The organism is uncultured Sphingomonas sp. (genome assembly GCF_937859915.1).
In the GTDB taxonomy this organism is placed as follows: Bacteria; Pseudomonadota; Alphaproteobacteria; order Sphingomonadales; family Sphingomonadaceae; genus Solisphingomonas.
This window is the reverse complement of sequence record NZ_CALMAW010000137.1, coordinates 1-18,167: the sequence shown is the minus strand read 5'-3', so window position 1 is coordinate 18,167 and position 18,167 is coordinate 1. Positions and strand designations below refer to the sequence as shown.

Here is an 18,167-nt window from a genome sequence, read left to right as displayed (position 1 = left end):
GTTCTTTAACGTGCGGCTCAACCCCGCCGGATCAAGAACACCGCATGATCCGCGCGAAAATTCGCGGCGGCGGCGCTGGTCAGCCGGTCGCCGTTGAGGAACCAGGCGCCCTCAGTCTCGATCCCGCGCTCGCGCAGGAAGCCGCGGAAATCGTCGATCGTGACGTGGTGGATGTTGGGGGTCGCATACCAGGCCTCGGGCAGCGTGCGCGTCACCGGCATCCGCCCGCCCCACAGCAAGGACATCCGCACGCGCCAATAGGCGAAGTTCGGGAAGGACACGAACGCGCGCCGGCCGATTCGCAGAAGCTCGTCCAGCACGCGATCGGGCGCGCGCGCGGTCTGCAGCGTCTGGCTGAGGATCGCATAGTCGAACGCGCCCGACGGATAGCCCGCGAGATCGACGTCGGCGTCGCCCTGCACCACCGACAGGCCGCGCGCGACCGCGGTCGCGACATTGGCGGCGTCGATCTCGATTCCGCGCGCGTCGACCTGCCGTTGGTCGCGCAGTGCTGCCATCAGCCCTCCGTCGCCGCAGCCGACGTCGAGCGCGCGCGAGCCCGGCGCGACGTGGCGCGCGATGATCGCGAGATCGGGGCGGAGGGTCTCGCTCATGACGCCCTTATTCCGTTCGTGCTGAGCGAAGTCGAAGCACGGGCTTCAGGCGCCGCGCTCGGGGTACGTCCTTCGACTTCGCTCAGGACGAACGGGTTAGGGTGGTCCATTCTCACAGCCCGCCCGCCCGCAGAAATCCGTCCACGACGCGGTTCAACTCCGGCACGTCGAGAAGGAAGGCGTCGTGCCCGAAGGGCGACGACAGTTCGACGAAGCTCGCCGCCGCCCCCGCGGCGTTCAGGGCCTGGACGATGCTGCGCGATTCGCGCGTGGGATACAGCCAGTCGGTGTCGAACGAGACCAGGCAGAAGCGTGTCGGCGTCTGTCGGAAGGCGTTGGCGAGCAGGCCGCCATGCTCTTCGGCGAGGTCGAAATAGTCCATCGCGCGGGTGATGTAGAGATAGCTGTTCGCATCGAACCGGTCGACGAAGCTGATCCCCTGATGGCGCAGATAGCTTTCCACCTGGAAGTCGGCGTCGAAGCCGAAGCCGACCGCCTCGCGCTTCTGCAGCCGCCGGCCGAATTTCTCGGTGAGCCCGGCTTCGGACAGATAGGTGATGTGCGCCGCCATCCGCGCCACCGCGAGCCCGGCAGCGGGCGGATCGCCGCTCTCATAATAGTCGCCGCCGCGCCATTTGGGGTCGGCCATGATCGCCTGCCGCCCGACTTCGTGGAAGGCGATGTTCTGCGCCGAATGGCGCGCGGCGCTTGCGATCACCACCGCGGCGCGCACCCGCGCGGGATAGGTCGCCGCCCATTCGAGCACTTGCATGCCGCCCATCGATCCGCCGACTGCTGTGAGCGTGTCGATGCCGAGATGATCGAGCAGCATCGCCTGCGCGCGCACCATGTCGCGTACCGTGATCACCGGGAAGCGCATCGCGAACGGCGTGCCGTCGGCGGCTGCCATCGCCGGACCCGACGAGCCCATGCACGAGCCCAGCACATTGGCGCAGACGATGAAGTGGCGCGCCGGGTCGATTGGTTGCCCCTGGCCCACCATCCGCGTCCACCAGCCGGGCTTGCCCGTCGCGGGATGGACGCTGGCGACATGCTGGTCGCCGGTCAGCGCATGACAGATCAGCACCGCGTTCGTACGATCGGCGTTCAGCGTGCCATAGGTTTCGTAGGCGATGGTGACGGGCGCGAGGCTCTGTCCGCCATCGAGCGCCAGCGGCCCGGGCAGGGTGACGCTGCGCGCGTGGCCGAACCGCTCGTCATGCTCCATCGCCTAGCCGCTAGGGGGCGGCGCTAAGACTTGTCAATCGGCGTAGCGCGGGTCGTCCGCAAGCGTGCCCAGCATCGCGGCGAGCTGGACGCCGATCGTCGGCGGCCGGTGCAACGAGAGCGGCGCGGGATCGGGATGATAGGCCGCCGCCGGCATCGACGACAGGCCGGTCAGCGCCACCGCGGCAACCAGCGCCGCGCCGAGCGGCAGGCCGGTCACCCGGATCGCCGCCAGACCCGCGACCAGCAGCACCGCGAGCGCATAGCCGGCACACCCCCAGGCGAAGAGCGCGGGCGGCAGTCCGGCGCGCTCGGCGGCGAGCAGCAGCGGCAGGCCGATCGCCAGCACCCATAGCCCGTCGCGGCGCATCGCCGCCATCGCGAGCGCGGTCGCGAGACCGCCGACGATCATCAGATAGATCGACGCAATCGGCATATCGGCAACCATCGCTACACACTCCTTACCTGCCCGGGGGCTGATGCTGGTCCTAACGCGACAGCGCATCGGCGGCTGCGGGCGACATGCGCGCGGCGTATCGTTATGGGGCAGCCTGCGATCGACGCGTCGCGGCGTGCGAACGGCGTTCCCTCGCGCGCGCTTCGTCGCTACAGGACGCGGCCATGACAGCCGCCACCACCGTCCTCGCCCCGAAACCCTGGATCGACGCGATCGCGCCCTATGTGCCCGGCCGCGCCACCACCGACAGCGGCGTCGAGGCCGCCAAGCTCTCGTCCAACGAGAACCCGCTCGGCACAGCGCCCGAGGCGCGCGCGGCGTTCGCCGCCGCCGCCAGCACGCTCGAACGCTATCCCGACGCCGGGGCAACCGCGCTGCGCGAGGCGATCGCCGCGCATTACGAGCTCGAGGCCGACCGTGTCATCCACGGCACGGGATCCGACGAGGTGCTTCACCTCGCCGCCGGCGCCTTCGCGGGGCCGGGCGACGAGGTGCTCTATGTCCGCTACGGCTTCTCGGTCTATCCGATCGCGGCGCGTCGCGTCGGCGCGACCCCGGTCGAGGCCGCCGACAGCGATTATGCGACCGACGTCGACGCGCTGCTCGCCGCGGTGACGCCGCGCACCCGCGTCGTGTTCGTCGCCAACCCCAACAACCCGACCGGCACCTATACGTCCCGGAGCGAGATCGCGCGGCTGCATGCCGGGCTCCCCGCCGACTGCCTGCTCGTCGTCGATCAGGCCTATACCGAATATCTCGACCCGGACGACGACGATGGCGGGCTCGACCTCGCGCGGACACACGCCAATGTGCTCGTGACGCGTACCTTCTCGAAGATTTTCGGGTTGGCCGCCGAGCGGATCGGCTGGGGCTACGGCCCGGCCAAGGTGATCGAGGCGATGCACAAGATCCGCGCGCCGTTCAACGTCACCACGGGTGGCCAGGCGGCGGCGATCGCCAGCCTTGCGGCGACCGACTTCGTCGAGGCGAGCCGGGCGCACAATGCCGAATGGCGCGGCTGGTTCGCGGCCGAGATCGCCACGCTCGGCAATGCCGGCGTGCGCGCGGTGCCGTCCAAGGCCAATTTCGTGCTGGTGCTGTTCGAGGGCGAAACCACCGCCGAACATGTCTATGGCGGGCTGATGGAGCGCGGTTTCATCGTGCGCTGGCTGCCGGGCCAGGGGCTGCGCCACGGGCTGCGCATCACGATCGGCACCGAACCGCAGGTGCGCGGGCTGGCCGCGGCGATCCGCGAGCTTGTCGCCGGCTGATGCTGCCGTTTGCGCGTGTCTCGGTGATCGGGCTCGGGCTGATCGGCTCGTCGATCGTGCGCGCGGTGCGCGAGGCGATGCCGACCGTCCGCCTCTCGGGCCACGACGCCGATCCGCTGGTGCGGGCGCGCGTTGCCGCGCTCGATCTCGTCGATGACTTCGCCGACAGCGCGGGCGCCGCGGTGATCGACGCCGACCTCGTCATCCTGTGCGTACCCCCCGGTGCGATCGGCGCGGTCGCGCGCGAGATCGCCGCCGACGTGCCCGCCGACGCGGTGGTGTCCGACGTCGGCTCGTCCAAGGCGGCGGTGCTCGCCGAACTGCTCGACGCGCTGCCCGGCCATGCCATCGTGCCCGCGCATCCGGTTGCGGGCACCGAGCATAGCGGGCCCGATGCGGGCTTTGCGAGCCTGTTCCAAGGCCGCTGGTGCATCGTGACCCCATCCGAGGGCGCCGATCCGGTGGCGGTCACACGTGTGACCGAATTCTGGCAGCGGCTCGGCTCGAACGTCGAGACGATGGACGCGGCGCACCACGACCGCGTGCTCGCGATCACCAGCCATCTGCCGCATCTGATCGCCTACACGATCGTCGGCACCGCCTCGGACATGGAGGAGGTCACCGCCTCCGAGGTGATCAAATTCTCCGCCGGCGGCTTTCGCGACTTCACCCGCATCGCCGCCTCGGACCCGACGATGTGGCGCGACGTCTTCCTCTCCAACAAGGAAGCCGTGCTGGAGATGCTGCAACGCTTCACCGAGGACCTGACCATGCTCCAGCGCGCGATCCGCTGGGGCGACGGCGAGCAGCTGTTCGACCTGTTCACGCGCACGCGTGCGGTCAGGCGGTCGATCCTCGAACAGGGTCAGGACGATCCGGCGCCGGACTTCGGGCGGAAACATTAGGGGCATTTCCCTCGCTCCGCCGCGCCAACCACCAACCGTTCGTCCTGAGTAGCCATTGAGCTTGTCGAAATGGCGTATCGAAGGATGTGGCCTGGCGATCCTTCGATACGGGCCTTCGACTACGCTCAGTCCCTACTCAGGACGAACGGTGGCGGAAGTGTTCGTTGCCATCGTTCAGCGCGTTGATCGCCGCGTGCACTGCCGCCTCGGCCGCCTTGCGCGGCAGGCCGGGGGGGATCGGCGTGCCGAAGCGCAGCCGAATCACGCCCGGCGTCTTGCGCACGCCCTTGGGCCAATTGACCCCGGCGTCGGTCGCGACCGGCACCACCGGCAGACCGAGCCGCCCGTAGAGCCCCGCGAAGCCCGCCTGCAGCGGCGGCGCTTCGCCATGCGGCACGCGCGTGCCCTCCGGAAAGATCAGCACCGCGCGCGCCTGGGCTTTGGCAACGTCGGCGGCCGCGAGCATCCGTCGCAGCGCCGCGGCATTGGCGGCGCGATCGACCGGGATGACGCCGTGACGCCGGGTCAGCGGACCGAACACCGGCACGTCGGCGATCTCGCGCTTGAGCACGATCACCGGATCGTCGAGCAGCGCCATCAGCACCAGCGTCTCATAGGCCGATTCATGCTTGGCGGCGACCAACACCGGTCCGCGCGGCACCTCGCCCTCGATCTGCAGCCGTACGCCGAGAACGTGGTCGGCCAGCCATTCGAGCGTCGCCGCCCAACGCCGGGCATAATGCGAAAAGCCGCGCCGGCTGACGAATGCGACCGGAATGCCCGCGAGCACCATGCCGATCGTGACGATATAGGCGAGCGTCAGGAACAGCAGCGAACGGGTCAGCGCCATGCGGGCCCTCAATAGCCGAAGGGTGCCGCGAACCGGCGCAGCACATATTTGTGATATTCGGTGAACAGCGTCAGCAGGCTGGGCTGGCTGCGCACCGCATCGGGGACGATCAGGATCGGATCGCGGCCGAGCACGCGCGCAAGATCGGCGTGGGCGCGCGGCATGTGCCAATCGGTGGTGATCAGCCGGACGCTGGCATAATGGTGCGCGCGCAGCCACGCGGCGGTCTCGATCGCGTTGGAGCGCGTGTCGACCGATTCCTGCCCGAGATCGACGCAGCAATCGAACAGCGCAGGCGGGCGATGCGTGCGCGCGGCGAGCTCGCTCTTGCGGACGCTGCGATCGGTGCCCGACAGGAACAGGCGTCGCGCCCTGTGCCGGCTCAGCAAATCGAGCCCGCGGTCGAGCCGGCCGGGGCCGCCGGTCAGCACCACGATCGAATCGGTGACGCGGTCGTCCGCCGGGCGCGGCAGCGTCAGCGCGAACAGCGCGAAGCCGAGCGCCCAGAGCAGCACGAGGAAGCCGAGGACCCGTGTCATAGCGTTCTCGCCAATGCGCGCTGGACGGTGAGCCGCGCCACGGCCAACGCCAGCAACCCGGCGAGCAGCGGCAGGGCGAGCAGCGCGACCCAGGCGGTCCATGGCAGCGCGATCGAGCCGACCAGCCCGGATCCGATCTCGCCCAGCCGCCGCCCGATGCCGAGGATCACGATGATCGCCCCGATCAGCCCGACGATCGCGCCGAACAGCGCATCGAGCGCAAGCCGGCGTTGGAAGAGGCGGGCGACCTGCACGTCGGTCGATCCCATCATGTGCATCACGTCGATCGTCTGGCGATGCGTGTTGAGCGCCGAGCGTGCCGCGAGCACCACCGCCGCCGCGGTCGCGCCCACCATCAGCGTGACGATACCGCCGGCGAGCAGCCCGAGCGATCGGATCAGCCCGACCAGCGGCGCCAGCCATGCGGCATGGTCGTCGATCCGCGCATGCGGGGCGGCGGCGGTCAGCGCGCCGGCGATGCGATCGAGCCGCGCACGGCCGGCGGCGGTGAGATCGACGTCGATCATCGCGGGCAGCGGCAGGTCGCGGTCGAGCCCGGCGTCGCCGAGCCACGGGCGCAGCAGCGCCTGCATCTCGTCGCCGCCGAGCTTGTGGAAGCCCGCGACGCCCTCCTCGCGGCCGAGCACGCGTTGCACCGCATCGGTTTCGTGGTCGCGCAGCGCGGGATCGCCGGCGACGATCTGTACGGTGACCTGGCGGCCGAGATCGCCGCCGAGCCGGTGCGCGGCGTCGCCCATCGCGAGGCCGGCGGCGGCGGCAAGCGCAGTCAGGAACATCATGATCGCGATGACCCACGGCATCGGGCCCGCGAGGCGGCCCTCGGGCAATAGCCGGCGATCGGCCTGCGACGCACCGAGCATCAGGCGTAGGCCTCGCCGCCGCCGGGCGGATGGCGCAGCGCCCCGGTCGGATCATGGAGCTGGCCGCGGTCGAGCCGCATCACGTTCGCCGAGGCGACGCGGCTGAGCAGATGGATGTCATGCGTCGCGACCACGATCGTCGTGCCCAGCGTGTTGAGCGCATCGAACAGATGCAGCAGCCGTGCCGCCATCTCGGGATCGACATTACCGGTTGGCTCGTCGGCGACGAGGATTTCGGGTCGGCCGATCACCGCGCGGGCAATCGCGACGCGCTGCTGCTCGCCGCCCGACAGCGTCGGCGGGCGCGCCGACGCGCGGTCGGCAAGACCCACCCAGGCGAGCATCTCGCGCACCGGTGTCACCAGGTCGCGCTCGTCGACGCCCGCAATGCGCAGCGGCAGGGCGATATTGTCAAAGGCGGACAGATGCGGGATCAGGCGGAAGTCCTGAAAGACGACTCCGATACGGCGCCGGAAGCCCGGCAACCGCGCCCGACGCAGCTGGACGACATCCTCGCCGAACAGGCGGATGCTGCCGCGCGACGGGCGCTGCGAGAGATACAGCATCTTGAGCAGCGACGTCTTGCCCGCGCCCGACGGGCCGGTCAGGAAGTAGAAGCTGCCCTGCGCCAGGCTGAAGCTCAGGTCCGACAGCGTCTCCGCTCCGGTGCCATAGCGCAGGCCGACATTCTCGAACTGCACGATACCGGCCATGCGCCGCCTTTGCCTTTCGCCCGAAACTCGCCTGGCGCTTTCGCACATGCCACGAGGCCGGGGCAAGCGCGGCGCTTGCCAGCCGGGCGTCCGCCGTCCTAGACCGGCCGGCGAGTTGCGCGAGACGGAAAGGCCGGACGACCAGCATGATATTGAGCTGCCCTGCCTGCGGCACCCGCTATCTGGTGCCCGACAGCGCGGTCGGTGCCACCGGACGTCAGGTTCGCTGCGCGTCCTGCCGCCACAGTTGGTTTCAGGAACCGGCGATGGTGGCGAGCGGTGCCGACACCTATTCGCCACCAACCGATTTCTCCCCGCCGATCGCACCGGCCATGCCGGCGGCCGCGGCACGGCCCACCGCCTACGCCGAAGGCGGACGCCCGCTCAGCGCGCGCTCGAACCTGGGCGTTCCGCCGACGGGCATCGCGACCTCGCCGCCATCCGACGGCTTTGATGATCTGCGCGCGCCGCCGCCGTCGATCGATCCCTATGCACCGACACCGCCGTTCCGCGCGCGCCGCAACCGCAATACGGTGATGACCACGCTCGCAGCGCTCGCCGCTGCGCTGATGCTGATCGTCGCGGCAACCGTGGCGTGGTTCGGGCCGCACGTCTTCTCGGGCTGGACGAGCGCCGCGGGCACGACCAGCCCGCTGATGTTGCAGGTGATCCGCAAGCCCGAGCGCCGTACGCTGGCAACGGGCAATGAATTGTTCGCGGTGTCCGGCCGGATCGTCAATCCGACCGCGATCCGCCAGCCCGTCCCCGACATCCACGCCGAGCTGCGCGATGCCAATGGCCACACCGTCTACGGCTGGACGATCAGCGCCCCCGTCCATGCGCTGCCGCCTAGGGGATCGGCGGATTTCGACAGCGCCGAAGTGGACGTGCCGCAAGGCTCCAAGGCGCTCAACCTGAGCTTCGCGGACACCGATGCACATTGATGCATAGCGACGGATAAAGCGCATTGCGTGGGGGGGGCGGCTTTGCTAGAGGCTCGCCCCTACCGGCCGCCGGGGGCTCTTCTTGCGAAGGGACATGGCGGGCAGAACGACGTGCGGTCGTGGCGGAATTGGTAGACGCGCAGCGTTGAGGTCGCTGTGGCCGAAAGGCCGTGGAAGTTCGAGTCTTCTCGACCGCACCAGTCTTTATCGGGATCACCGCCCTGCGGGGCCAGTCGATCCGATCGAACCATCAGGGCGTATCAACCGATCGAAGCCGATGCCCTGTGGGCGTTGCGGGTCGCCGCGCGTCGGCTCGAATAGCTGACTTTTTCGCAGGTTGCGCCGGTCTGCACGGTCCGCGACATTAGTCGAACCGGGGTACGCTGGCCGTCGCCAGGCAAGATCCCGTTAACCGGCGGCTGACAATCCGTTCAGCAACGGGAGAACGACGTGCTTAGGACGATCCGGCGCCAGCAAGACGATATGCGCTCGACGCTCAAGGCGGCCGAGGCGATCCTGATCCGATCCGGCGATCTCGAGACCGTCGAGCTGGGCCAGATCCGCTGGCAGCTCGCGCTGCAGCTCAAGACCTACACCGAGTTCAAGCATCAGACCGTGTTCCCGACGCTGCTGCAGTCCTCGGACCCCGTGGTGCGCGAACTGTCGATGCGGATGCGCGGGCGCTGCGACGCAATGGGCGTGCTGTACAAGGCGTATCTCGCCGACTGGTCGGTCGTCCGGGTGTTCGAGCAGAAGGCCAAATACCGCGTCGCCGCGCTCGAGATGATCGGACGGCTTCGCCAGCATTTCGAGCGCGAGCAGGCGGACGTCGTTCGCTTGACCGAGCGCCCCGAGGCCAAGCCTGTCTACCTGCCGCCGCGTGCCGCCCGATCGGGCTTCTGAGCGGTCAGCCAAGCCGGCGTTCGATCCCGCGCCACAAGGCCGCGATCGCCTGCGCGGCGGCGGACTCGCTGGGGAAGGGACCGGATAAGGGCGGGTTGGCGGTCATCGTCTCGAACAGGCTGGCGCTGGGGACGACCGGCCAGTCGGGATGCTCGGCGAGCGCGGCCAGATGCAGTTTGCGGCGGCGATCGACCATGTTGAACACCGGCAGCATCGGTGCGACGCGGCCATGCGCCTCGCGCAGATGATGCGCGACGTCATGGAAGGCGCGACGCGCCAGCGGCGAGGGGATCACCGGCACGATGATCAGCGTCGCCGCGCGGACCGCCTGGTCGGCGGTGTCGGTGAGGCCTGGCGGGCAGTCGAGGATGATGCGGTCCCAGCTCCGGCCCAGCCGCTCGGTCAGCTTGGCGAGACGCTTGCGCTTGTCGAGTTCGTGGAACAGCCGATCGAGCGCCCGCAGCGACCGATCGGCCGGGAGCACTGACAGATTGGGAATCTGCGTCGCCCGGACGAGGCTGTCGGCCTCGACCGCGCGCGTGAAGATCGACTGCGCGTCGTCCCGACCGGGGTCGGCGGCGCCGAGCAGCCAGGACGCGGCGGCCTGCGGATCGAGATCCCACAACAGGGTCCGTCGTGCCGATCCCCCGGCCGCCGCGCACCAGGCCAGACTGGTCGACAGCGTCGTCTTCCCGACGCCGCCTTTCAGACTGTAGACCGCAATCGTCGCCACGTGCCCGTCGTCCTCCCGTCTCGTCGCCAAGCGCCGCGACCGCTCGCATATCCCTGTGACGGTCCGGCGTCAGCCGCGGCGATAGCCGATCGCGCCGTCGCCGCTAGCGCCAGAAGCGCTTGGCATCGATCAGCCGCTCATAGGCGTCCTCGGCCTTGGGCAGCAGCCGCGAAAGATTGCCCTTCTTGCCTGCCGCCAAGATCGCGTCGGCATCGGCGATGCCGAGTTCGTCGAACAGCGCGCGGCCGCTCGCGGTGTCGTTGAGATGGCCGAGTTGCGTCTGCAGTGCCTCGAGCGCCTCGAGCAGCGTCTCGCGACGGCGGCTGGGCTTCTTGCCCGGATAGAGGCCGGCGAAGAACTCGGCGGCATAGCGCAACTGCTTGCCCGCGATGCGGACGCGGTGGCGCGCCGCCTCGTCCAACCTGGCGAAGTGGCGGCCGCGCCGCTTGACGCGCCGTCGCAGCCGGTCGAGCGCATGTTCGGCGAAGTCCCGCGCGGGCATCAAGCGGATGTCGGCGTTGCCGGCGGCCTCGCGCCACGGCCCGATCGCGATCCACGCAACGAGGTCGAGCATCAGCACGCGGATCGCGGGCGAGGCGAGCGTGGCGACGACCGCCGCATGGCGCTCGGCGCGCGCCTCCTCGAGCCGGCGCAGCGCGTCTTCATCGCCAAGCTTGTCGAGCAGGACGTCGACGTCGCGCACGCGCCCGAGCAGCGCCGCCAGCGTCCGCAGTTCTTCCTGGAAGCGGTCGAGCTCGGGACCGGCCAGCATGTCCCGGAAGATCGACAGCGCCGAGCGCAGCCGCCGCAGCCCGACGCGGGCCTGGTGCAGCGGTTCCGCCGCGCCGGTCTCGAGCAGCTTGTCTTCGTTGAGCCGGAACTGGCGCAGGCAGGCCCCGGCGATCATCTCGAACATGGCGGCAGCATCGCTGTCGCGCGACAGCGCGATCGGCTCGGCCTTTATGGCAGCACGATCGCGGCCGGCGAGCAGGCCGTAGCCGCGTTCGGACTTGGTCAGGACGCCGAGCTTGAGCGGCACGCGTGCGGCAATCTTGGTCGCGAGCGCGAACAGCGCGGCGCGGTCGCCGTCGAGCAGCTCGAGCTCGATTTCGCAGACGGGCGATTCGCGACCCACCGCGGTCGCTGTTCCCTGATCGGCGACAAGCTCGATCCGGGCGCCATCTAAGGCATGGACGACGCGCGTGCGGTTGACCGCGACGGTGAAGATCGGCTGCGGCCGCACGCCATCTGCCAGCGCGTCGCCTAGTACGAACGCGATGTCGTCGAGTTCGGGCGCGTCGGCGGTGACGTCTTGCTCCCATTCGCCGCGCGCAAAAAGGCTCGCGGCCCCCCGTCCCTCCGTCTTGATCGTCTGGATGCGGCGTTCGCCGATCCGCCGGATCCGCAGCGACAGCCCGGCGCGGCGCAGCGCGTGGTCGTCGGTATCATAATAGGTCGACAGCTGATCGCGCGATATCGGCGCATGATCGGTGATCAGCGGGTCGGCGAGCAGCGTGGCAATCGCCAGCGGATCCGCCTGGAGCTTGAGCTCGATCTCGTCCTTGCCGGTCATCGCCGCAATGTAGCGGGCGAACCGGACAGCCGCTAGGCGGCATGACGATCGCACGCCATCGTGCGACGTCGCCGTTTCCCCCTCCCGTCTGCGGGCGATCACCCGCGGAGCCCGCTCCGGCGGACCGCGCCGATCAGCAGGTCGCGGAGCATCGCGGCCGACAGCCCGTCGCGCGGCGCGGCGAAGCGCGGGCGGGCGCGTAGTGCCGCGCTGACGCCATAGCGTCCGGTGCGCAGCCCGGCACGCGCCATCCGCCACCACAGCGTCGAGGCACTGCTCGCGGCGAAGCCGGGTGCGGCATCGCCATGCGCGGCGAGCAGCACCGCGATGATCTCGCCGCAACGGGCCAGCGTCTTGGCGTCGGGCGGCGCATAGCCCGAGGCGGCGTGGCGGCTCATCAGCAGCGCCGCCGCCATCGCGCCGTCTCCAAAATTGCCGGTGTAGCGATCGGCGAGCACGCGGGCCGCCGCGTTGATCATGCGGTCCTCGAACGCTTGGCTCGCGCCGCCGGCATGGATGCGATAGCGCACCAGCGGCTCGGCGATGCGGCCGATCCGGCCGAACGCCCGGATCCGCGCATAAAGATCGAAATCCTCGGCATAGCGATAGGCGTCGCGCTCGAATGGATCGAGCGCGCGCGCCGCTTCGCCACGGATCAGCACGGTCGACCAGCCGAGCGGATTGAGCAGCCACATCGTCCAGTCGATCTCGGCGGGATCGACGAGGTCGGGATAGGGGTCGCGGCGCACCGTCCTGCCTGCGATCATCTCGATCGTCGAGGCGACCAGCACGACGTCGGGATGGGTGTCGAGATAGGCGAGCTGGCGCGCGAAGCGGTCGGGGCGACAGAGGTCGTCCTGGTCGAGCCCCGCTATATAGCGGCCGCGCGCGTGCGCCATCGCGATGCTGCGTGCGACGGCCGGGCCACCATTGCGCGGACAGGAAATGACGCGCAGCCGGGGATCGTCGATCGCCGCCAGAACAGCCAAGGTATCGTCGGTCGAACAATCGTCTGCGACGACGATCTCGAAATCCGGCATGGTCTGCGCCAGCACGCTGTCGATCGTCTCGCGCAGGAAGGCGGCGCCATTATAGGCCGCCATCACCACGCTGATCGTCGGTGGCGCGACAAAGGTCACGCGGTCGCGCGGCGAGCGCCTCGCGCCGCATCCTGGTCGGCCAGCAGCTGTTCGACGATCATCTGGCCGACGTCATTCTGCCACAACCACAGCCCGTTGGCCTGGCCGCGAAAACTCGCTTCGCCGCCGAGCTTGCCGTGCGGCACGAACCCGGCCGCCAGCCCGATGCCGAAGACGCCCGGCACCGCGATGCTGTCGGTATCGACGACGCGGCAGAGATCGTCGACCATGCGGCCGCGCATCGGCGCCGCGCAGCGTAATCGGATCGCGCGACCGCGGGCATCGAGCAGCGGCAGCGCATGCGGCTGATAACCGAAGGCGGCGATCACCAGGTCGGCGCGGTCGAGCAGATAGGCGGCGTGCATGTCGTCCTCGCCGGAGAGCTGGTGAAGCTGCAGCCGCGGATCGCCGACGCGACCGCCGATGCCGAGCGCATGGACGACGAGTTCGCGCGCCTCAAGCCGAAAGCCGCCAAGCCGGTAGACGAAGCCCGAAACGGGGCAGATGTCGTCGGGGCCGAAGTCGCTGTAGCCATCGGCGTGCGCGGCGTCGGCGGACGGGTAGAAGGGGCGCAGCGGGCGGCGGTGAAGCAGCGCGATGCCGCCGGCCTCGATCGACAGGGCGGGGGAGGCCTTGAGCAGCCGCACCGCCGCGGTGATCGCGCTGGTCGATCCCCCGACGATGGCGATCCGCGCCGGGCGGTCCGTGGGCAGGCGGTCCCGGATCGTCGCCAGGCCGCCGTCCGCCAGCGCGGTGTCGGACTGCATCAGCCGGTTGCCGCAGCGTTCGACCAGCGAGGCGCCCGCAACCTTTTGCTCGGCGAGCCGGATCGCGGGCTGGTGACCGCCGGTGGCGATGACGATGGCGCGCGACAGCAGTTCGATGGAGGTGCCGTCGGCGAGGCTGCGGGCGCGCGTCCGCCACAGGCCGTCGCCGGTCTGCTGCGACGACACGACCTCGTGACGGTGGATCACATCGCCGCCCAGCGCGCGCAGTCGCTCGCCGAGCACGCCGCCGAGCCGATCGAGATAGGCACCGACCTTGGGCAGCGGCACGCCGAGCGCGCCCTTATGCTCGGCGATCGCGCGGCCCGCGGGCTCGTCGGCAATAGCGAGACCGGAGGGCAGCGCTCCGTCAGCGGTGAGGAAGGTCTCGGCCGAACTGTCCGAGGTGATCGCATAGCCACCGAGCCGCCCCCCGCCGATCGTCTCGCCGCGGTCGACGACCGCGATGCCGGCGCGCGCGAGCGCATCGAGCCGCCCCGCCTTGCCCGCCGCGCACAGCAACGCGACTCCGCCCGGGCCGCCACCGACGATCACCGTGCCGAGGACGCGGTCGCGCGGCGTTGCCGCCACGGTCCGCACGCGCGGCAAGGCGTCGCAGATCGCGATCAGCGTCAGCGCGACGCGATCGACATCCGCTGACGTCATCGCGTCGGTCAGCGGCAGCGCCAGCATCCGGCCAGCGATATCGTCGGTGACCGGGAGCGCGGCGATCACGCAGGTCTCGCGGAACCAGGGCTGCTCGCCGAGATGGGGGCTGAAATAGGTGCCGGCGCCGACGCCGGCCATGCCGAGCCGCTCGACGATCGTCCTGCGGTGCGGGGCGAGCGCGCGAGGCAGCAACACCGGCATGAATTGCGCCGCCTGGGCATGGCCGCGCGGGCTCTGGAAGGCGAAGCCGGCGAGCCGCTCGCGATAGCGCGCCGCCAACGTCTCGCGCTGCGCGACGATCGCGCCGATGTCGGCGAGCCGCGCCTCGGCGATCAGCGCGGGGATTTCGGCGAGCTTGGCGTTGAGCCCGGGCAGCGTCGCCGAGCGCCCGCCCGCGAAGCCGAAATTGGCCATCGCACGCAGCGTCTCGATCACCGCCGTGTCGGCGCAGTGGATCAGGCCGCCCTCGGAGGTCGCGAAGGGCTTGGTCGCGTGCATCGAATAGACCACGGGGAAAGGGCTGCCGGTGCCGAAGCCGCGGCCCTCGGCATCGAGCGAGCCCAGCGACGAGGCGGCGTCGACGACGACCGCGACGTCGTGCCGCCGTGCTAGCCAGGCGTAGCGATCGAGATCGATGCCGTTGCCGAAGGTCGCATAGGGCATCACCGCGGCGATGCGCTGGCCATGTTCCGCGAAGAGTGTCTCCTCGGCGTGACGGCACAACGACCAATCGTCGGGATCGCAATCGGCGAGCAGCGGGGTCAGCCCGGCCCAGGCCGCCGCCTGCGCGGTCGCCGCGAAGGTGAAGGCGGGCATCAGGACCAGCTGGCGCCCCGGCGCCTGGCGCATCGTCGCGTGGCGCAGCGCGATCATCAGCCCGAGCGTCGCGTTGGAGACCGCCAGGCACCCGCCGCGCCCGCCGAACAGCCGCTCGGTCGCCGCCTGCTCGAAGCGGCGGACGACGGGGCCGTTGTTGCTGTACGTCCCCGACGCCTCGATCGCCTCGAGCCCGGCGAGCATCCGGCTGAGCTTCGGCGGTTCGGGCTTGATCAGCGGCAGGTCCATCGGCGGGAATCCTCGAAGCGCGCACGAGCGCGAATATCCGCCTGGTTCTGCACCGAAGGTCGCTAAATAAGCCTTACGCTCCGCCCGATTCGGACCAATAGTCAGACCGGTCTGGTAACGATCCCGGACCATTAGCCCACGATCCGCCATGGTGGCGGGGTTGCGGCCCGCGGGGCGGCGCGTCATGGCGACAGTCCCGCAACGGAGCTTTCCAGTATGAGCATCGCCCGCTTTCCCCGCCGCCGCTATACCGCCGGCTATACCGCGATCGAACCGATGGACCGTCTGTCGGCGCTGCTCGGCGGCCCCCGGCTGTGGATCAAGCGCGACGACCAGCTTGGGCTGGCCGCGGGCGGCAACAAGACGCGCAAGCTTGAATTTCTCGTCGCCGACGCGCTGGCGCAGGGCGCCGACACGCTGGTCACCACCGGCGCGCCACAGTCCAATCACTGCCGGCTGACCGCCGCCGCCGCGGTGAAGGAGGGGCTCAAATGCCGACTGCTGATCGAGGAGCGCCACGCCGGCACCTATGACGCTGAAGGTACCGGCAATAATTTCCTGTTCGATCTGCTCGGCGTCGAATCGATCGAGGTCGTGCCTGCGGGCACCGATCTCGCCGCGGGCATGGCGCGCATCGCCGAGGCGCTCAAGGGTGAGGGGCGCAGGCCCTATGTCATCCCCGGCGGCGGCTCGAACCCGCTCGGTGCGCTCGGCTATGTCGCCTGCGCGGGCGAGATCGTCGCGCAATCGGCGGACATGGGCGTCGCGTTTGATACGGTGGTCTGCGCGAGCGGTAGTGCGGGGACGCATGCCGGGCTGCTCGTTGGGCTCGAGAGCGCGCGTTCGGGGATGCCGCTCAGCGGTGTCAGCGTGCGGCGGCCGCAAGCCGAGCAGACCGCGTTGGTCGAAGGTCTCGCGACGCGGACCGCGACGCTGCTCGGCCATGACGCCGCGATCGCGATGGGCAAGACGGTGGTCGACGATCGCTGGGTCGGCGACGGCTATGCGCTGCCCACCGATACGATGGTCGAGGCGGTTCGGCTACTCGCCAGCCAGGAGGGCGTGTTGCTCGACCCGGTCTACACCGGCAAGGCGATGGCGGGGCTGATCGGCCAGGTCCGCGAAGGCCGCTGGACCGCGGGCCAGAATGTGCTGTTCGTCCACACCGGCGGATCGCCCGCGCTCTACGCCTATCGGCCGGTGCTCGCGCAGGGTGTGCCGCAAGCATGAGCCGCGCGATCGGCATCCTCGGCGGCATGGGGCCGGCCGCGACCGTCGACCTGATGGCGCGGCTGCTTGCGGCAACGCCGGCAAGGCGCGATGCCGATCACCTCCGACTGTTGGTCGACTGCAATCCGCAGGTGCCCGACCGCAACGCCGCGATCGAGCAGGACGGTCCGTCGCCCGAGTCCGTGCTGGTCGCGATGGCGCAGGGGCTCGAACGGCAGGGCGCGGATATGCTCGCGATCGCGTGCAATTCGGCGCATGCCTGGGCGGACGACATCCAGGCCGGCACCGCGATCCCGCTGGTCTCGATGATCGACGCTACCATCGCCGCGATCGCGCGCGACCATCCGCAGGCACGGCGGATCGGGCTGCTCGCCGCCGACGCCTGCCTCGGTGCAGACCTCTACCAGGCGCCGCTGGCCGCTTCGGGCTATGACGTGCTGCTCACCGAGGACCAGCCGGGCTTCATGGCGCTGATCTACGGCGTCAAGGCGGGCGAGACCGGCGCTGTTGCACGTGCGGGCATGGCGGCGCTCGCGGCCGGTCTTGTCGCGCGGGGCGCGGAGGTGATCGTGGCCGCCTGTACCGAGGTGCCCTTGCTGCTCGGCGCTGCCGATTGCGCGGTGCCGCTGGTCGACAGCACCGATGCGCTGGTGCACGCATTGATCGCGGAAGCGACACGCTGAGCCGGCCGGCGCACCGTTTGGGCTTTCGCATCTGCGGCAGGCGACGCTATCAGGACGTGATGGGCAAGGGGAACGCAGCAACGGCGGGACGAGTGTGTGCGGCGGCGGCCGTGTCGCTGGCGCTTGCGCTGTCGGGCTGCACGGTTGGGCCGAACTATCATGCGCCCTCGGCGGCCAGGATCGGCGTGCCCGACCAATATCATGCCGACGTCGCACCCGGCGCCGCAGCACCCGACGAGCAGGAGCTCGCGACCTGGTGGGCGGCGCTCGGCGATCCGCTGCTCGACCGGCTGGTGACGATGGCGCTCGCCGCCAATCCCGACATCGATGCCGCCGGCGCCCGGCTGCGGCAGGCGCGCGCGACCTACCGGGGCGCGCGCGCATCGCTGTTTCCGACGCTCACCGCCAACGGGTCGGCGGGACGCACCGCGCTGCTCGGCAAGGGCTCGGCGCTCACCGTCGCGACGCCTGGGCTCGGGACCGGCAGCAGCGTCGGCGCCACCTCCTTCGCGACTAGCGGCAGCTATAATCAGTTCGATGCGGGGCTCGATGCCGCCTATGAGGTCGACCTGTTCGGCGGCGTCCGCCGTTCGGTCGAGGCGGCGCGGGGCGACTATGCCAGCTCTGCGGAGAGCCTGCGCGACACGCAGCGCACCATCGTCGCCGAGGTCGCACTCGACTATGTCAACGCGCGCTCGGCGCAGGAGCGGCTGGCGATCGCGCGCTCCAACCTCGCCACCGAGGACGAAACGCTCCAGCTCGTCGGCTGGCGGGTCAAGGCGGGGCTGGTCTCGAGCCTCGACCTCGCCCAGGCGCGCGCGCAGCGCGAGCAGACCGCCGCGACCATTCCGGCGCTCGAGACCAGCTTCGCGCAGGCGGTCAACGCGGTCGCGATCCTGACCGGCCGCGCGCCGGGATCGGTCACCGCCTGGTTCGATCCGCCGCGCGCGGTGCCCGTCGCCGACCGCGCGCTCGGCGCCGACGTGCCCGCCGCGATGCTCGCGCAG

Annotated in this window: 18 protein-coding genes and 1 tRNA gene; 8 read left to right on the top strand and 11 right to left on the bottom strand. The window is 70.2% G+C overall.

Annotated elements, in window-relative coordinates; all coding sequences use genetic code 11:
* Positions 1-17: 17 nt before the first annotated feature.
* The 3 genes from metW to Q0326_RS17855 form a co-directional block, all read right to left on the bottom strand.
* Positions 18-614, bottom strand: coding sequence for a methionine biosynthesis protein MetW (gene metW / locus Q0326_RS17865; RefSeq protein ID WP_298693139.1), 597 nt, complete (start codon positions 612-614; stop codon positions 18-20).
* A gap of 112 nt (positions 615-726) precedes the next feature.
* Positions 727-1,842, bottom strand: a complete 1,116-nt coding sequence (locus Q0326_RS17860; RefSeq protein ID WP_298693137.1) for a homoserine O-acetyltransferase — start codon at positions 1,840-1,842, stop codon at positions 727-729.
* A 33-nt stretch (positions 1,843-1,875) separates the two neighbouring features.
* Entirely contained in the window at positions 1,876-2,289 is a 414-nt protein-coding gene (locus Q0326_RS17855) for a hypothetical protein (protein WP_298693135.1), read from the bottom strand.
* Between the two features lie 173 nt (positions 2,290-2,462).
* On the opposite strand from Q0326_RS17855, the gene hisC reads away from it, so the two are divergent.
* Both hisC and Q0326_RS17845 read left to right on the top strand, forming a co-directional pair.
* On the top strand, positions 2,463-3,569 hold the full coding sequence (hisC, locus tag Q0326_RS17850; RefSeq protein WP_298693133.1) for a histidinol-phosphate transaminase: 1,107 nt from the start codon (positions 2,463-2,465) through the stop codon (positions 3,567-3,569).
* The gene (locus tag Q0326_RS17845; protein ID WP_298693131.1) at positions 3,569-4,474 is read left to right on the top strand and encodes a prephenate/arogenate dehydrogenase family protein; all 906 of its coding nucleotides are present in this window, start codon (positions 3,569-3,571) and stop codon (positions 4,472-4,474) included. The genes hisC and Q0326_RS17845 overlap by 1 nt, the downstream gene beginning before the upstream one ends.
* A gap of 136 nt (positions 4,475-4,610) precedes the next feature.
* Here Q0326_RS17845 and Q0326_RS17840 read toward each other — a convergent pair whose 3' ends face one another.
* From Q0326_RS17840 to ftsE, 4 genes are read right to left on the bottom strand one after another with little or no spacing between them, the layout of a single operon-like run.
* Complete coding sequence (locus Q0326_RS17840) at positions 4,611-5,324, bottom strand: 1-acyl-sn-glycerol-3-phosphate acyltransferase (RefSeq protein ID WP_298693130.1); 714 nt, start codon at positions 5,322-5,324, stop codon at positions 4,611-4,613.
* Between the two features lie 8 nt (positions 5,325-5,332).
* Entirely contained in the window at positions 5,333-5,863 is a 531-nt protein-coding gene (locus Q0326_RS17835) for a YdcF family protein (protein ID WP_298693128.1), read from the bottom strand.
* A complete protein-coding gene (locus tag Q0326_RS17830; RefSeq protein WP_298693126.1) occupies positions 5,860-6,744 on the bottom strand; it encodes an FtsX-like permease family protein in 885 nt (294 codons plus the stop codon). The genes Q0326_RS17835 and Q0326_RS17830 overlap by 4 nt, the downstream gene beginning before the upstream one ends.
* Entirely contained in the window at positions 6,744-7,457 is a 714-nt protein-coding gene (gene ftsE / locus Q0326_RS17825) for a cell division ATP-binding protein FtsE (RefSeq protein WP_298693124.1), read from the bottom strand. Before ftsE ends, Q0326_RS17830 begins: the two co-directional genes overlap by 1 nt.
* A 146-nt stretch (positions 7,458-7,603) precedes the next feature.
* Here ftsE and Q0326_RS17820 point away from each other — a divergent pair, with 146 nt between their 5' ends.
* The 3 genes from Q0326_RS17820 to Q0326_RS17810 all read left to right on the top strand — a co-directional run bounded on the left by Q0326_RS17820 (position 7,604) and on the right by Q0326_RS17810 (position 9,304).
* The gene (locus Q0326_RS17820) at positions 7,604-8,401 is read left to right on the top strand and encodes a zinc-ribbon domain-containing protein (protein WP_298693122.1); all 798 of its coding nucleotides are present in this window, start codon (positions 7,604-7,606) and stop codon (positions 8,399-8,401) included.
* A 113-nt stretch (positions 8,402-8,514) separates the two neighbouring features.
* Positions 8,515-8,601: transfer RNA gene (locus Q0326_RS17815), tRNA-Leu, on the top strand.
* A 283-nt stretch (positions 8,602-8,884) separates the two neighbouring features.
* Positions 8,885-9,304: a hypothetical protein gene (locus Q0326_RS17810; RefSeq protein WP_298693120.1), complete on the top strand. Its 420-nt coding sequence runs from the start codon at positions 8,885-8,887 to the stop codon at positions 9,302-9,304.
* A 4-nt stretch (positions 9,305-9,308) separates the two neighbouring features.
* Here Q0326_RS17810 and Q0326_RS17805 read toward each other — a convergent pair whose 3' ends face one another.
* The 4 genes from Q0326_RS17805 to Q0326_RS17790 form a co-directional block, all read right to left on the bottom strand.
* Positions 9,309-10,037, bottom strand: a complete 729-nt coding sequence (locus Q0326_RS17805) for a ParA family protein (RefSeq protein WP_298693118.1) — start codon at positions 10,035-10,037, stop codon at positions 9,309-9,311.
* Between the two features lie 103 nt (positions 10,038-10,140).
* Positions 10,141-11,610, bottom strand: a complete 1,470-nt coding sequence (locus Q0326_RS17800; protein ID WP_298693116.1) for a CYTH and CHAD domain-containing protein — start codon at positions 11,608-11,610, stop codon at positions 10,141-10,143.
* Positions 11,611-11,708: 98 nt separating this feature from the next.
* On the bottom strand, positions 11,709-12,749 hold the full coding sequence (locus tag Q0326_RS17795; protein ID WP_298693113.1) for a glycosyltransferase: 1,041 nt from the start codon (positions 12,747-12,749) through the stop codon (positions 11,709-11,711).
* The gene (locus tag Q0326_RS17790) at positions 12,746-15,247 is read right to left on the bottom strand and encodes a DegT/DnrJ/EryC1/StrS family aminotransferase (RefSeq protein WP_298693111.1); all 2,502 of its coding nucleotides are present in this window, start codon (positions 15,245-15,247) and stop codon (positions 12,746-12,748) included. The genes Q0326_RS17795 and Q0326_RS17790 overlap by 4 nt, the downstream gene beginning before the upstream one ends.
* Before the next feature lie 216 nt (positions 15,248-15,463).
* Between Q0326_RS17790 and Q0326_RS17785 the strand changes: the two genes are divergently transcribed.
* The 3 genes from Q0326_RS17785 to Q0326_RS17775 all read left to right on the top strand — a co-directional run.
* Entirely contained in the window at positions 15,464-16,477 is a 1,014-nt protein-coding gene (locus tag Q0326_RS17785) for a D-cysteine desulfhydrase (protein ID WP_298693109.1), read from the top strand.
* Complete coding sequence (locus Q0326_RS17780) at positions 16,474-17,160, top strand: amino acid racemase (protein WP_298693107.1); 687 nt, start codon at positions 16,474-16,476, stop codon at positions 17,158-17,160. The genes Q0326_RS17785 and Q0326_RS17780 overlap by 4 nt, the downstream gene beginning before the upstream one ends.
* 110 nt (positions 17,161-17,270) lie before the next feature.
* On the top strand, positions 17,271-18,167 hold an 897-nt coding region (locus tag Q0326_RS17775), incomplete at its 3' end, for a TolC family protein (RefSeq protein ID WP_298693105.1).

Excerpts from the sequence above, each read along its gene's own strand:
- metW (WP_298693139.1), bottom strand. The coding sequence starts at position 614 with ATGAGCGAGACCCTCCGCCCCGATCTCGCGATCATCGCGCGCCACGTC.
- Q0326_RS17860 (WP_298693137.1), bottom strand. The coding sequence starts at position 1,842 with ATGGAGCATGACGAGCGGTTCGGCCACGCGCGCAGCGTCACCCTGCCC.
- Q0326_RS17855 (WP_298693135.1), bottom strand. The coding sequence starts at position 2,289 with ATGGTTGCCGATATGCCGATTGCGTCGATCTATCTGATGATCGTCGGC.
- hisC (WP_298693133.1), top strand. The coding sequence starts at position 2,463 with ATGACAGCCGCCACCACCGTCCTCGCCCCGAAACCCTGGATCGACGCG.
- Q0326_RS17845 (WP_298693131.1), top strand. The coding sequence starts at position 3,569 with ATGCTGCCGTTTGCGCGTGTCTCGGTGATCGGGCTCGGGCTGATCGGC.
- Q0326_RS17840 (WP_298693130.1), bottom strand. The coding sequence starts at position 5,324 with ATGGCGCTGACCCGTTCGCTGCTGTTCCTGACGCTCGCCTATATCGTC.
- Q0326_RS17835 (WP_298693128.1), bottom strand. The coding sequence starts at position 5,863 with ATGACACGGGTCCTCGGCTTCCTCGTGCTGCTCTGGGCGCTCGGCTTC.
- Q0326_RS17830 (WP_298693126.1), bottom strand. The coding sequence starts at position 6,744 with ATGCTCGGTGCGTCGCAGGCCGATCGCCGGCTATTGCCCGAGGGCCGC.
- ftsE (WP_298693124.1), bottom strand. The coding sequence starts at position 7,457 with ATGGCCGGTATCGTGCAGTTCGAGAATGTCGGCCTGCGCTATGGCACC.
- Q0326_RS17820 (WP_298693122.1), top strand. The coding sequence starts at position 7,604 with ATGATATTGAGCTGCCCTGCCTGCGGCACCCGCTATCTGGTGCCCGAC.
- Q0326_RS17810 (WP_298693120.1), top strand. The coding sequence starts at position 8,885 with ATGCGCTCGACGCTCAAGGCGGCCGAGGCGATCCTGATCCGATCCGGC.
- Q0326_RS17800 (WP_298693116.1), bottom strand. The coding sequence starts at position 11,610 with ATGACCGGCAAGGACGAGATCGAGCTCAAGCTCCAGGCGGATCCGCTG.
- Q0326_RS17790 (WP_298693111.1), bottom strand. The coding sequence starts at position 15,247 with ATGGACCTGCCGCTGATCAAGCCCGAACCGCCGAAGCTCAGCCGGATG.
- Q0326_RS17785 (WP_298693109.1), top strand. The coding sequence starts at position 15,464 with ATGAGCATCGCCCGCTTTCCCCGCCGCCGCTATACCGCCGGCTATACC.
- Q0326_RS17780 (WP_298693107.1), top strand. The coding sequence starts at position 16,474 with ATGAGCCGCGCGATCGGCATCCTCGGCGGCATGGGGCCGGCCGCGACC.